Below are 13,772 nucleotides of genomic sequence, written 5' to 3' on the forward strand. Positions count from 1 at the left end.
AAAATCTCCTTTATTGTTTTTTTGCTTGCATTGTGTTTACGAAAGCAATAACAGTTATGACGATGATACCGATGATAACAGCTATTTTACCATTTAAAGTAGGGCCATCACCGCTAGAAGCTAAGCCGAAGTTATGCGCAAAAGCTGCACCGATAATTAAGCCGATTACGGTAATAGCGCTATCTGTATTTCCTTCACCAGAAAGAACGAGCTGACGAAGTGGGCAACCGCCGAGTAAAACACAGCCAAAGCCAGCTAAAAACATGCCGAGGAAGTTCCAAAGACCGTCTGTATGAGCGATTGGTTGACCTGCAAAGCCGAAGTTGAAATATGTTCCTGCTGTAACTGATGTGAGAATTAAATTGCAGACAAAAGCGCTGATTAAAATAGCGATAAAACCGAGTAAGAGTTTATTTTCACGGAATAAAATCATATCGCGGATACCGCCAACCATGCATAAGCGAGTGCGTTGAGCTAAAATGCCGACGATTAAACCAGCGCCAAGGCTGATAGCGATAGCAGCGTGTTTTGCACCTGGAGCGTTATCAGCTGTAGAGAAATGAATGAATGCAGGTGCTGCGATTAATAAAACGAGTAAAGCTACTTCGATTACTGGTAAAACAAAACCTTCTAAGCGAGGTAATTTATATGTGCGTTTTAATGTATAGCCTCTATTTAAGAAGAATACACCAGCGGATATACCAACGATGAAGCCAACTAAACCGAACAGTGCATTTAAATCACCGCCAGCAATACGCAAAATCATGCGGAATGGGCAACCTAAGAACATCAAGCAACCAATCATTACAAAAAAGCCTAAAATAAAGCGAGTCAGTGGTGAACTGCCACCTTTAGCGTTAAATTCATTTTTGCTAAGGGCAACGATGAAGCTACCGAGAATAAGACCGATGATTTCAGGGCGAATGTATTGCACGGGTGCTGCAGAATGAAGTCCGAGACCTCCAGCAGTATCACGCAAAAAGCAAGCAATACAGAAACCCATATTAGCAGGATTTCCAAAGAAAACAAGAAGAGAAGCTATTATACCGATGATAATTCCTGCTAAAATAATTGTAAATTTTTCATTTTGTAAAGACAAAACAATATCTCCTTCCATAAATATTATCAATGTTTTCATGATAACACCAGCTAAAAAACCTGTCTAATTAAAATTATTAATATTTTTTTAGTATTTATTTAAAATATAAATAAATAATTGATATAATATAGAGGGATTGCGTTTTAACAAATAAATTAAAGTGAGATTTAATAAATTTTTATATGATATAAAATGAAGAATTGAAAGACGGTGATTTTTTGAGAAAGATTTATCTCGATAATGCTAGTACGACATTTCCAAAACCTAAACAGGTGGCTGAGGCAATGTATCAATATATGACGCAAGTTGGCAGTAATATTTCACGCGGTGGCTACAGTAGCGCTTATCGCACTGAAGAACTTGTCTATGAAACGCGCCAAAATTTAGCTGATTTATTCAATGCAACTGATTGTAAGAATGTTATTTTCACTAAAAATATAACGGAAAGCTTGAATGTAATTTTAAAGGGATTTTTAAAACCAGGCGACCATGTGATTACTTCTTCTATGGAACACAATGCTGTGATGCGACCGCTGGTGCAATTGCAAGAAAAGGGCGTTTCATTTACGCGCGTGCCTTGCAATGTAGATGGAACGATGGATATAAAAAAATTAGAGCCGTGTTTACAGCAAAATACTAAGATGATTGTCATAACGAATGCTAGTAATGTCTGCGGGACTGTTTTACCGATAAAAGAAGTGGGGAGATTTTGCCATGAGCGTGATTTAAAATTCGTAGTGGATACGGCTCAAACGGCAGGTGTAAATGCCGTTGATATGCAGGAGATGTATATAGATGCTTTGGCATTCACTGGACATAAAGGATTACTTGCTCCACAGGGAATTGGCGGATTTATATTGCAAGAAAATATGATAGATAAGATTGAACCGCTTATTTCTGGCGGAACAGGCAGTATAAGCCATACGGAACAAGTACCGCGTTTTATGCCAGATAGATTTGAGGCAGGAACTATGAATTTGCCAGGAATAATCGGGCTTAATGCGGGGCTTAATTGGTTAAAAGATATCACCATGGAAAAAATCAAAGAGCATGAACTCAATTTGACAAAATATTTTATAGATGGAATAATTTCGCTTGATGATGAAAATATTCAAATCGCTGGTAAAAAAGATATTTCTGGGCGTATGGGCGTTGTATCTATATTCATCAAAAATAAGGAAATGGCACAGATTGCTTATGAATTAGATGAAAAATATGGCATAATGACGAGAGTTGGATTGCATTGTGCGCCGTCTGCCCATAAAACGCTTGGCACTTATCCTAAAGGAACTATTCGCTTTTCTTTTGGTTGGTGGAATACAAAAGAAGATATTGATGTAGCGATAGACGCATTAGCTAATTTGACAAAGGATAAATAAATGGAATTAAGACAATTACAATCTTTGATGGCAGTAGTGGAATACAAGAGTTTTTCTAAAGCGGCAGAAAAATTATTTATTTCTCAGCCGACAATCAGCACGCATATTCGCATGTTAGAAGAAGAGCTGAATTCTCGCTTAATCATTCGCACGACAAAAAGCATAGAAGTTACAATGCACGGCAGAGAATTATACGAGTGTGCACATCAGATTTTTTCATTAAAGGATAATTTAGTACAGCGTTGGGCGGAGGAAAACAAGAAGATAATTCGAGTGGGAGCTTCAACCATACCAGCCGATTATATTTTGCCAGAAATATTGCCTGTATTTAGGAAGCACGAGCCGGATATAAAATTTTATATTCATCAAAATGATAGCCAAAATATCATCAGTGGATTATTAAATGGCAATTTCTCATTGGGCATGGTAGGCATGAAACAACAGGAAAAAATGATTTCTTTCGTGTCGTTTTATCAAGATGAAATGGTCATGATAACGCCGAAAAAAGAGCGTTTTTTAAATATAAATAAGGATAGCTTTTCATTAAAAGACATAATTTTTAATGAACCGATTATTTTGCGCGAACAAGGCAGTGGCAGTAAAAAATCGATAGAAACGTATTTTGAAAAAATGAATATAAATGAAGAAGATTTGCAGATAATAGCGCGATTAAATGACCAAGAGTCGATAAAAAAATTAGTGGCAAGTGGGCTAGGAATATCGTTTATTTCAGAAAAAGCTGTCGAAGATAGTGCAAAAGAAAAATTATTAGTTTTTAAACTGCCGAATTATTCAACGAAGCGCAATCTGTATTTTGCCTACCGCAAGGATTATATTTTGCAAGAACACATCGTTCGATTTATAAAATTCGTGCAGGATTTTTACGCTATTTTTTGAGATTAGATGCGCAATGTACATTATAATTATTGCCAATAAAGGATTTTGTGTGCTATACTCTAAAAAGATGTCTTCTTACTATATAGATATAGTGATGAAGAATACAAAGCCTTTATAGGTACATAAATTTTTATATTAATTAATAACTAAGGAGTGCATAATAGATGTCAGGACATTCTAAATGGGCCAATATTAAAAGAAAAAAAGGCGCAAACGATGCTATCCGCGCTAAATTAACTACTAAAATTGGCCGTGAAATTACTGTAGCAGTACGCATGGGAGGTGCTGACCCTACAGGTAATATGCGTCTTAAATTAGCTTTAAGCAAAGCTAAATCAAATAACATTCCAAAAGATAATATCAACCGTGCTATCCAAAAAGGTCTTGGTGCTTCTGATGGTAGCAATTATGAAGAACTCGTATACGAAGGCTACGGCCCAGCTGGTAGCGCTGTTATGCTCGATATCATGACTGATAACCGCAATCGTACAGCAGCAGATATTCGTCATTTATTCTCTAAATATGGCGGAAACCTCGGTGAAACTGGTTGCGTAGGTTGGATGTTCCATAAAAAAGCCATCTTCGTTGTAGATAAAGAAACTTATAGCGATGAAGACGGTTTAATGACAATCGCTCTTGAAGCTGGCGCAGAAGACTTTACTGCTAATGATGATACTTTTGAAATCACAGCAGCTCCAGAAGATTTTGACGCAATTTCTCAAGCTTTAGAAGAAAACAAAATTGAAACAGTTGAAGCTGAAATCACTATGATACCAGATACTACTGTTAAGCTTGAAGGCAAAGATGCTGAAAAAATGCAGACTCTCATGGATATGTTGGAAGAACATGATGATGTTCAAAACGTATATTCCAACTACGAAATTGAAGAAGAATAATCTATATAGTATTATGCAGACGCAGTTTATGCTGCGTCTGTTTTTATATGAGGTGAAAATATGAATACAGAATTTGTACACGCTGCTAGCAAACGCCGTAGTATTTATTTTTTAGGTTGCAGTGATGAAATATCACAAAAACAAGTGAAAGAGATAATTAATGATTGCATTAAATACACACCTAGCGCTTTTAACATGGCTACAACAAATTTAATTGTAGCTTTTGGTGAAAAACATCATCAAATTTGGCAGATAGCTAGAGATGTATTAACTGAAAAACTGCAAAAGAAAGAAGATACTTTAAAGCTTGCACTTGAAAAAATTGACCGTTTCGATAACGCTATGGGAACAATTTTATACTATGAAGATAGAGATATGATAAATGAATTGAAAGATACGTATGCTATGTACGCTGATAGTTTCTCTGTTTGGTCTATGCAAGCAAGCGGTATGTTGCAATACGCTATTTGGACAGCACTGGCAGATAATGATATAGGTGCTAATTTACAGCATTATAATCCACTTATCGATGACAAAGTAAAAGAACTCTTTTCCGTACCAGATACTTGGAAGCTAATCGCACAGATGCCATTTGGTTCAATTGAAAAACAGCCGAGCGAAAAATATTTTGAAGAAATCGATAATCGTGTTAAATACTATTAAAATAAAGAAAGAACTGATTGTATAATCAGTTCTTTTCTTTTAGCTTAAAAAATTAATTTTTTTCTTGGGGTTTTTCTGTCAATGCTAATTTTTTATCGTTTGGCAAACTAATTTTTGCTTGTTTATCATCTAAAATAAATTTACTTAATTGAGTTTTATCTTCTAAGCTTAAATTATCTTTGATTAAATTTGTTATTATATTTTGCGTTAAATTGCCTGTTTGTTCTAATATTTTATCTTTGCTATTAATGAAACCACTTATAATTTGCTGTTGTCTAATCTCTAAAGACTTTAACTGCATATCATGATGTTTCATTTGAGCATTCATATCATTTTGGATTTGTTGGAAATATAATTTATGTGCTGGTGTTCCTTCAGGATATTTTTCTAATATAGATAATAAATTTGGCAATTTTTCTGTATTATATTTATCATTATCAGCTACTATCCTATCATTTAATTCTTTATACATATTTTCAATATCTTTTACGATAGGCAATGAAGCTCTTTCGATTATTTCAATTCTATTGTTAGTAATCTGCGTCAATTGTTCTTGCATTGCTATGATTGTCTGTGCCATTACAGTGAAGCCTTTTGCCTTCGCTTCTTCTACTAAAATTTTAGCTTCTGCTTCATCTCTTAATAATTCCATTTGAGCCTGTTTTATCAGTTCTACGCGTTCCGTTTCCATTTCTGATAAGCGGATTTTGGTTTCTGCTTCAATTTGTGCTATTTTCACTTTATCTGGTTCATAATTATAATTAGTAGTAGTACGACTGCCACTACTAGAACCACCAAACCAGCTCTTTATTGTAGACCATATACCCATAAAATCATTCTCCTTGCGCTTAGTAAAAACTTTTTCTACTTGATGACTGCGAAATCTTCCCAAAGTACATACATTAGCAAAATGCTCGCAGTTATTAAAAATCAGATTATAGCCCTTATCGCCTAAACAAGCTCTAGCATAAATTACTATTTGTTCAGGTGAGTATAAATCAGCAAATTCCTCATCAGTATATTCTTTTACTTCTAATATACCACCTTTTAGAAAGTAAGCTAAATCAGTCTGTATAACTTCTGGTTTTGACCAGTCCAATATACTGTCATCATCTTTCCCTGTAAAGTGAATTACTTCTTCATCAGATACATAAATTCCATGATGAGCGTATAAGCCATTCATTCTTTGTACACGGATATGGTCGCCTTTTTGGGGCATTTTTTGTACCCATATTTCTTCTTCTTCTTCTGGTATGCAAGGCACTTCATAATTAGGAAAGACATTTGTACTCATTAAATCGAATTTGTTCATTATTTTTTCATTAAACCTTTACGCATTTTGAAAATCAATGAATTATACGCTTTTTCTCGATTAGCTTGTTCTTGGCTATACGCTTTGATATCTGCTAAATACATATAGTAATTTTTCTGCTTTAATTTAGCAAATTCATTCAATACTTCTTGTGAAATCTGCTCTAAATTATTATCCGCTACAAATTGTATGATTTCATTGATTTGAATGTCGATTAAATTATCAATCCAACGCAAGATAAAAATTTTATCTGCTTCTTTTTTACAATTAAAGATGATATTCTGCAATGCTTTTTGTAAATTCATGGTGCGAGCATAGAGCTCTTTTTCCACTTCAAATTTTTCTTGCAAGTCACCACAATTTTGGAATACGTATTGTTGATAGATATTTTTGCGTTCTTCAAGATAAAAATTATCAACAGCGATTTTATAATCATTTAAAACGTAAATTGCCTGCATGATAATAGGTGTTTCTTGTTCTTCTTTTGCTTCGATATCGCCTTTTAATCCTCTTGCTATCATTGGCTGAAGTTTTTCTTCAATGGTGAAACGCAATTTCTGCCAATCTTCATACCATTTTTGCCAAATTTCTGCTTCGATATCATCTTCTTCACAGATGTGTTTTAATTCTTCATATTGTTTAGTCTTAAATACCTTGTAGTCTTCATTCCATTTAGACCATACTTCAACTGCTTTGACGATAAAATCGCGATTATGTTCAAAGAAATCTATTTTTTGCAATGCTTTATTCACTATTTTAGCCGTATTTTCAGCTATTAATGCAAAACTTGCACGTCCTTTTTTCTCCAACTGTGCTAATTTATAAATAACATTACTGCCATCATCGATTTCATTGATAGTGTATTCAATATCATCAGCTTCTTGTCTTATTTCTAATAAATTCGCTTGTACTTTATCCATGCCCAAAGCTAATTTATCTTTAAAATAATATTGGCGATTTTTCAATAATTCGTTTTCTGCCTCTGTTAAATTGCTATCATCTTTATACGTTGTTGATAATTGCAAACTGATTTGATTGCAGTCTTGAATGACATTTTCTTTTTGCTGTTCAAAATCAGCTAAGTATTCCATTAGTTCATCTATCCATTGTTGTACAGCTTCATAATATTTGATAATGGATTTATCAATAGACGCGATATCGTATTTATTTAATAATGTCTTATAATCAAAATTAGCAGTTATAGTCTTCACTTCTTCGCACTGTGCTAACTGCGTTTCTACTTCGATCAATGCTTGCAATAATCTAGGCTTTTCAAAATAAATTTTCTTATATAAATCAGTGATTTCAGCATCATCAAATATAGGTAAAAATTCATTTTCTCTAAATAAATCCAAAGTAAATTGCAATCTTTCTTTTTCTGTATACAATGGATTATCTTCCGATACATTTTTTTCATATTCACTATCTTGTATTAAATAATAACTACAAGATATTAACCAACCTTTACACGTGCATGGATTACAATCATCTAAGTCAACGCTATTATTTGATGAATTATTTACATTACAACACCAATAATCTTTTCCTCTTATTCGCCAATTATTACCTTGTTGAAAGGGAAAAGTCTTATCGTATATCATATGTTTAAATACTTCTAAGGTTGGTATTTGCCAATTATCTATACCATCTACATTATAATTATTTACTAAAGATTTTGCTTCATTTAAAGTATACGTAGTATTATTTTCTTTTCTATAAGGAAAATAATCTAAATTAGCCCATAGTATACCTGTTGTTTTATCCATTAATATATGTTGTTTATTTTTAAAGAAATACCAACGTTGATTTTTTATCGCCTCGAGAATTTTATCTATTGCTGTTGAAGATAATTTATCTATTTCGCTATTGATAGTCTTTAATTTTTCTTGCACTGATTGCAATTGTTGTTTTAAATTATTTTGATTGCCCATCAATTGAGCTTGCACTTTATTTAATTCTTGTATTTTTTGAGCATTATGTTTATTTTCGATGCCTTCATATTGTTCGCCTATTTCTTGAATTTTATCTAATAGTTCTTGCTGTCTTGATTTTAAATTTTCTAATTCACTCATTTTATTGCTCCTTTTATGTATTATTACTTAATGTTTTTATATAATATTATATCCCCCTAGATATATTTAGTATACATATTTTTATATATTTTTACATAAAACTACAAAATCCCTTTTATTTTATTTTTTTTCTTATCATGATATAATGTGAACTGCACATTTTTGTTAAATTTGGTATACTAAGAGGAGATTTAAATGCTTGCTTTAGGAATTGACCCAGGAACTGCTATTTGTGGTTATGGCTTAGTGGATATGCAAGGCAGTCATTTAAAAGCCGTGGAATATGGGGCAATACTCACCAGCCCTAAAATGCAACCACAAGATAGATTGTTAAAAATTCATACAGAACTTACAGATATTATTAAAAAATATAAACCCGATGTCATGGGTGTAGAACAGCTTTTTTTTAATCGCAATGTGACGACAGCTATACCAGTTGGACAGGCGCGTGGCATTGTTCTTTTGACAGCAGCTCAAAATAATATTGAACTTGTAGAGCGTACACCGTTGCAGATAAAGCAATCTGTAGTGGGGTATGGCAGAGCTTCAAAGGAGCAAATAATTTATATGGTGACGAAAATACTGCATTTGCCAGAGCCACCGAAACCCGATGATGTTGCTGATGCTTTGGCTGTTGCTATCTGTACAACTCATTGTATGAATAGCCTAACATGGCGCAATAGATTGTAAAATATGTTTTTATCAGCGTAATAAATAAGGAAGAATATAATGATAGGATATTTACATGGTAAAATTACTTTTTTAGCCATTGATTTTTGTTTTATTGATGTAAACGGCGTAGGTTATCGCGTTTTCATCACTTCGCAAGCTCGCAGTAAATTGAGTTTAAATCAAGAAGTAACATTATATACGTATTTGAGCGTGCGCGAAGATGCCATGTTATTATATGGATTTTTAAATCAAATGGAATACAATGTTTTTTGTAAATTGATTTCTGTATCAAAAATAGGGCCAAAAGCTGGCATGGGGCTTTTATCCGCACTTCCAGCAGAAAAATTAGTTTGGGCAATTCAAAATAAACAAGCTTCATTACTTACAAATGCGCCAGGCATTGGCAAGAAAACAGCTGAGAGAATTGTCCTTGAATTAAAAGATAAGTTGACAGATTTAAATATATCTGCTGAAATATTTAATGAACCTATTTTGATTGATGAACCGATAGAAAATACTGCTACAGATAAATTTGCAGAAGCTGGCGAAGCTTTATCTGCTTTGGGTTATACGAAAGCAGAAATCAATGCAGTATTGAAAAAATGTACGGGAATTTCATCAACGGAAGAAATCATAAAATTTGCGTTAAAAGAATTATCTTTAAAATAAAAGGAAGTGTTGTATAGTGAATTGGTCTCCGCAAAATGAACGTCAATTTGCTGTTATTGGTTTGGGTAGATTTGGCAGAAACATCGCTAAAGCACTTTATGATATGGGCTATGATGTATTAGCCATTGATAAAGATATGGAACGAGTGCAAGAATTTAGCAATGAAGTAACACACGTTGTACAAGCCGATAGTACAGATGAAGATGCATTGCGTTCTTTAGGTATTTTGAATTTTGATGTAGTCATTGTAGCTATCGGTAAAGATACAGAAGCAAATATCATGACTACATTACAGCTTAAAGAAATCGGCGTGCCATACATTGTTGCTATTGCGCGCACTGTTTTGCAGATAAAAGTTTTGGAAAAAATCGGAGCAGACCGCGTCGTTGCACCAGAACGAGATATGGCAAGACGCGTTGCCTATAACTTGGCTTCTACTAATATCATGGATTACATTGAATTATCGCCTAAATTTAGTATTGTAGAAATTGCTATTCCAAAATTATTGCGCAATAAAACTTTGCGTGAATCAAATATCCGTGCTAAATACGGCTTAAACGTTGTAGCTATTAAGCGCCATGATAATTTGATAATTTCCCCACTTCCTACAGAAGTTTTGCTCGAAAATGATATTGCCATTGTAGTTGGTAGCAATGAAAGCATCAATGGACTGGAGGAATTAGAAAAATAATGGAGCAAATAAATAGCTTATCAAATGCTAAAGTGAAATTAGCTGTTAGCTTACAGCAGAAAAAATACAGAGATAAGTATAATTTGTTCTTATTAGAAGGGCTTCGCAATGTAGAAATGGCGGTTTTTTCTGATGTGAAGATTGATATGTGTTTTTATACGCCTGAGATTTTGCAAAATCCACGTGCAGAAAAACTCATCGAAAAAATCAATTGCCCTGTATATGAAATATCAGAACATATTTATACAAAGATAAGCGATACGAAATCACCGCAAGGCATAATGTTAGTCGTGCAAAAAAATAATTGTGCTTTAAGTGATTTAAATATAAATGAAGAAAGTTTTGTCGTTATTTTAGATAGATTGCAAGACCCAGGAAATATCGGAACCTTAATCCGCACTTCTGATGCCATGGGTGCTACTGCTATCATTTGCTTAAATGGTACCGTCGATATCTTTGCTCCAAAAGTAGTGCGTTCAGCCATGGGTTCAATGTTTAATGTGCCTTTTGTAGTGAAAGTAAATAAAGAGGATTTATTATCTTTTTGCCAAGAGAATGATTTAAAATTATACGCTACAGCACTTGATAAACAAGCCAAAGCCGTTTGGAATGTTGATTACAAATGCAAATGTGGTATAATTTTAGGCAATGAAGCAAATGGTATTTCAGATAATTTACTAAGTGCTACATCTAAAATATACATTCCAATGATGGGCAATGCTGAGTCATTAAATGTAGCTGTTGCCGGTTCAATGGTTATGTACGAAAGACAAAGACAAATTAATTTTTGATTAAATAATAGCCTAGTGATAGTATTAATGCGTAACATATGTTAAAATAAATATGGATATCAAATAATATTTGTATCTGTAGAATTGACACAATTCGATTTTAAATGCTATAATTTAATGGCTAAAAGTCATGAGTATGAAAGATAATCGCGGATACTTTGCGTATCTGAGGAAAGTCCGGGCTCCACAGGGCAATGTGCTGGATAACGTCCAGCGAGGGTGACCTCAGGGAAAGTGCTATAGAAACTTAAACCGCCTACGAAAGTGGGTAAGGGTGGAAAGGTGCGGTAAGAGCGCACCAGCGTGCAGGTGACTGTACGGCTAGGTAAACCCCACATGGAGCAAGACCGAATAGGGAAGGGATGAAGTGGCCCGCAGATCCTTCCGGGTTGTGTCGCTCGAGCTTATAGGTAACTATAATGCCAAGATAAATGATTATCACCACGCAAGTGGAACAAAACTCGGCTTATTGATTACTCATAACTTTTGTAAAAAATACTGCCGTTAAGGCAGTTTTTTTGTTGAATAAAAAAATAAAATGAACGTAAGTTCATAAGCAACCAAAAAGAAGGAGTTTACTGTGGATATTAATGAAATGCAGTCCTTGTTGCAGACTAAATTAAAACCGCAACGTTATGCTCATTGTATTGGAGTAATGGAAACAGCAATTGAGCTGGCAAAAAGATTTAATGTAGATGAAGAAAAAGCAGCTATTGCTGGACTTTTACACGATTGTGCTCGTGAATTTGAAACGAGTCATCTTATCGAAGAGTCTGAAAAACGCCATTTATTCATTACAGATATTGACAGACAATTACCGATTTTAATGCATGCTCCACTCGGTACAGCTATTGCAAAAGAAGAATATGGCATAAATGATACAGCTATATTAAAGGCAATTGCTTCACATACAGTTGGAGGAGCATATATGTCTGATTTAGATAAAATTATTTATTTAGCAGATATGATTGAACCGCATCGCAAATATGATGGAGTGGAAAAACTTCGTCAATTAGCAGCAACAACAGACCTTGATACAGTTATGATAAGTGCTTTTGACCAATCCATAACTTTCATTATGCGCAAAGGCCATACAATACACCCGTATACAGTTGCCGCTCGTAATGAAATTCTTTTAACTAAAGAATTATAATTGTAATGGCAGAAAAAAAGAAGCCTACGCCTAATACGAATAGAACAGTTAGAAGAGTTAGGCGAAAAAAGAAGCCACTTATCAAACGTATAAGATTTGACAGACTGATTTTGCTATTGATATTGTTATCTGGCATTATTTACGGTGCATATGTTGCAGTATCAGAAGTATATAATTTTGCAAGTTTAAAGTATGCACAGTACAGAGAAACACATCCCAGTAAACCGATAAAACCACCGATTGCTCCACAAATTGTTGATAAAAAATTTGAAAACTACACTAATATTCTTTTAATCGGTATAGATGACCAGCCTGTCGAAGGAATTGGCGAATCTGGTCGTTATGCAGATGCGCTTATGCTCGTTAGTATGGATAACGAAACGGGTCAAGTTCGTTTTTTATCTTTGCCACGTAATATTAAAACGACAATTCCAGGCAGAAAAGACGAAGATTATTTGAGTTTTACGTATTATTATGGTGGTTCACCACTTACCGTAAATACAGTATCACAATTATTGAATATCCCTATTACAGAATATATTGCACTTGATAGAAAAGCTTTGAGTAAATTCATTGATACAATTGGCGGTGTAAATATATATGTAGAAAGAGATATGGATTATGAAGACCCAGAAAGTGGCACCTCTATTCATTTAAAAAGAGGATATCAACATTTAACAGGTGATATGTCACAGCAATATTTGCGTTTCCGCAATGATGATTTAGGTGATATTGGTAGAGTACATCGTCAACAGAAATTTGCTGAAGCTTTATTTGAAAAAATGATATCAATAGAAACATTGCCAGCATTGCCTACGATAATTACTATTTTCAATGACAATCTGGATACAAATATAAATATAACAGATGTTTCTAATGTAATAGATATAATAAATACCTTATATACAAATGAAATAGATATACAAATATTGCCAGGCAATTTAGGTAGTGCAGGTGAGTGGATACCAGATAAGGCAAGAGTTCAACAGATGATAGATGAGATGTTTCCGCCAGTATCGGAAGAGGAGACATCTTCTGAATGATTTATAGATTAATTTTTATGAAAAGGCAAGTGATTAAATGACATTAACAGCAGAAGAAAAAAGTAAATTAATAGCTAAAGCTGCAAGTGATAAAAAAGCTTTAGATATTGTGATTATGAATATGCATGATTTAACGACTACTACAGATTATTTTGTTGTGTGCAGTGCTACAAGCTCTACACAAATTCGTGCTATTGCTGATAATATTGAAGAAGAAATGAGTAATGCAGGCGAAGAATTCTTACACAAAGAAGGTTATAGAAACGCTGAATGGATATTGCTTGATTTTGGCAATTGTATTGTACATGTTTTCACAGAAGAAGCTCGCCGTTTCTATGGATTGGAAAGTCTTTGGGGAGAAGCTCCGATTGAGCATTATGAAGATTAATGTGAGGTTAATTTATAATTGATTAAAGAAGAAACATTAAAATATCA

Annotated in this window: 14 protein-coding genes and 1 other RNA gene; 12 read left to right on the forward strand and 3 right to left on the reverse strand. The window is 33.9% G+C overall.

Annotation, left to right across the window (positions count from 1 at the left end; translation table 11 throughout):
* Positions 1–10: 10 nt before the first annotated feature.
* Positions 11–1,138, reverse strand: coding sequence for a YedE family putative selenium transporter (gene yedE / locus CKV65_RS01920; RefSeq protein WP_231922695.1), 1,128 nt, complete (start codon positions 1,136–1,138; stop codon positions 11–13).
* 179 nt (positions 1,139–1,317) lie between these two features.
* Here yedE and CKV65_RS01925 point away from each other — a divergent pair, with 179 nt between their 5' ends.
* The 4 genes from CKV65_RS01925 to CKV65_RS01940 all read left to right on the forward strand — a co-directional run bounded on the left by CKV65_RS01925 (position 1,318) and on the right by CKV65_RS01940 (position 4,934).
* Positions 1,318–2,478 (forward strand): aminotransferase class V-fold PLP-dependent enzyme, encoded by a 1,161-nt coding sequence (locus CKV65_RS01925; protein ID WP_027889220.1) that lies wholly within the window; start codon positions 1,318–1,320, stop codon positions 2,476–2,478.
* Positions 2,479–3,375 (forward strand): selenium metabolism-associated LysR family transcriptional regulator, encoded by an 897-nt coding sequence (locus tag CKV65_RS01930; RefSeq protein ID WP_027889221.1) that lies wholly within the window; start codon positions 2,479–2,481, stop codon positions 3,373–3,375.
* A gap of 164 nt (positions 3,376–3,539) precedes the next feature.
* Positions 3,540–4,271: a YebC/PmpR family DNA-binding transcriptional regulator gene (locus tag CKV65_RS01935; protein WP_027889222.1), complete on the forward strand. Its 732-nt coding sequence runs from the start codon at positions 3,540–3,542 to the stop codon at positions 4,269–4,271.
* Positions 4,272–4,331: 60 nt separating this feature from the next.
* Positions 4,332–4,934, forward strand: a complete 603-nt coding sequence (locus tag CKV65_RS01940; protein WP_027889223.1) for a nitroreductase family protein — start codon at positions 4,332–4,334, stop codon at positions 4,932–4,934.
* A 52-nt stretch (positions 4,935–4,986) separates the two neighbouring features.
* On the opposite strand, the gene CKV65_RS01945 is transcribed toward CKV65_RS01940, so the two are convergent.
* Both CKV65_RS01945 and CKV65_RS01950 read right to left on the reverse strand, forming a co-directional pair.
* Positions 4,987–6,246: a lecithin retinol acyltransferase family protein gene (locus tag CKV65_RS01945; protein ID WP_027889224.1), complete on the reverse strand. Its 1,260-nt coding sequence runs from the start codon at positions 6,244–6,246 to the stop codon at positions 4,987–4,989.
* Positions 6,246–8,318 carry a hypothetical protein gene (locus tag CKV65_RS01950; RefSeq protein ID WP_027889225.1) on the reverse strand — a complete coding sequence of 691 codons (2,073 nt, stop codon included), beginning with the start codon at positions 8,316–8,318 and terminating at the stop codon, positions 6,246–6,248. Before CKV65_RS01950 ends, CKV65_RS01945 begins: the two co-directional genes overlap by 1 nt.
* Before the next feature lie 195 nt (positions 8,319–8,513).
* Here CKV65_RS01950 and ruvC point away from each other — a divergent pair, with 195 nt between their 5' ends.
* The 8 genes from ruvC to rsfS all read left to right on the forward strand — a co-directional run bounded on the left by ruvC (position 8,514) and on the right by rsfS (position 13,725).
* Entirely contained in the window at positions 8,514–9,008 is a 495-nt protein-coding gene (gene ruvC / locus CKV65_RS01955; protein WP_027889226.1) for a crossover junction endodeoxyribonuclease RuvC, read from the forward strand.
* 39 nt (positions 9,009–9,047) lie between these two features.
* Positions 9,048–9,659, forward strand: a complete 612-nt coding sequence (ruvA, locus tag CKV65_RS01960) for a Holliday junction branch migration protein RuvA (RefSeq protein WP_027889227.1) — start codon at positions 9,048–9,050, stop codon at positions 9,657–9,659.
* A gap of 16 nt (positions 9,660–9,675) precedes the next feature.
* Positions 9,676–10,350 (forward strand): potassium channel family protein, encoded by a 675-nt coding sequence (locus CKV65_RS01965; RefSeq protein WP_027889228.1) that lies wholly within the window; start codon positions 9,676–9,678, stop codon positions 10,348–10,350.
* Positions 10,350–11,141: a TrmH family RNA methyltransferase gene (locus tag CKV65_RS01970; RefSeq protein ID WP_027889229.1), complete on the forward strand. Its 792-nt coding sequence runs from the start codon at positions 10,350–10,352 to the stop codon at positions 11,139–11,141. Before CKV65_RS01965 ends, CKV65_RS01970 begins: the two co-directional genes overlap by 1 nt.
* A gap of 131 nt (positions 11,142–11,272) precedes the next feature.
* An RNA gene (gene rnpB / locus CKV65_RS01975) (RNase P RNA component class A) lies at positions 11,273–11,625 on the forward strand.
* A gap of 96 nt (positions 11,626–11,721) precedes the next feature.
* A complete protein-coding gene (gene yqeK / locus CKV65_RS01980) occupies positions 11,722–12,294 on the forward strand; it encodes a bis(5'-nucleosyl)-tetraphosphatase (symmetrical) YqeK (protein ID WP_027889230.1) in 573 nt (190 codons plus the stop codon).
* 5 nt (positions 12,295–12,299) lie between these two features.
* Positions 12,300–13,337, forward strand: coding sequence for an LCP family protein (locus CKV65_RS01985; protein ID WP_027889231.1), 1,038 nt, complete (start codon positions 12,300–12,302; stop codon positions 13,335–13,337).
* Positions 13,338–13,374: 37 nt separating this feature from the next.
* Complete coding sequence (gene rsfS, locus CKV65_RS01990) at positions 13,375–13,725, forward strand: ribosome silencing factor (protein ID WP_027889232.1); 351 nt, start codon at positions 13,375–13,377, stop codon at positions 13,723–13,725.
* Positions 13,726–13,772: the final 47 nt, after the last annotated feature.

Origin of the sequence: Megamonas hypermegale (assembly GCF_900187035.1) — a bacterium.
Taxonomy (GTDB): domain Bacteria; phylum Bacillota; class Negativicutes; order Selenomonadales; family Selenomonadaceae; genus Megamonas; species Megamonas hypermegale.

Bases quoted from the DNA above. Each gene is read 5' to 3' on its own strand.
- CKV65_RS01940 (WP_027889223.1), top strand. From the start codon at position 4,332: ATGAATACAGAATTTGTACACGCTGCTAGCAAACGCCGTAGTATTTAT.
- CKV65_RS01935 (WP_027889222.1), top strand. From the start codon at position 3,540: ATGTCAGGACATTCTAAATGGGCCAATATTAAAAGAAAAAAAGGCGCA.
- CKV65_RS01950 (WP_027889225.1), bottom strand. From the start codon at position 8,318: ATGAGTGAATTAGAAAATTTAAAATCAAGACAGCAAGAACTATTAGAT.
- ruvA (WP_027889227.1), top strand. From the start codon at position 9,048: ATGATAGGATATTTACATGGTAAAATTACTTTTTTAGCCATTGATTTT.
- CKV65_RS01970 (WP_027889229.1), top strand. From the start codon at position 10,350: ATGGAGCAAATAAATAGCTTATCAAATGCTAAAGTGAAATTAGCTGTT.
- ruvC (WP_027889226.1), top strand. From the start codon at position 8,514: ATGCTTGCTTTAGGAATTGACCCAGGAACTGCTATTTGTGGTTATGGC.
- CKV65_RS01985 (WP_027889231.1), top strand. From the start codon at position 12,300: ATGGCAGAAAAAAAGAAGCCTACGCCTAATACGAATAGAACAGTTAGA.
- yedE (WP_231922695.1), bottom strand. From the start codon at position 1,138: ATGAAAACATTGATAATATTTATGGAAGGAGATATTGTTTTGTCTTTA.
- CKV65_RS01945 (WP_027889224.1), bottom strand. From the start codon at position 6,246: ATGAACAAATTCGATTTAATGAGTACAAATGTCTTTCCTAATTATGAA.
- CKV65_RS01930 (WP_027889221.1), top strand. From the start codon at position 2,479: ATGGAATTAAGACAATTACAATCTTTGATGGCAGTAGTGGAATACAAG.
- rsfS (WP_027889232.1), top strand. From the start codon at position 13,375: ATGACATTAACAGCAGAAGAAAAAAGTAAATTAATAGCTAAAGCTGCA.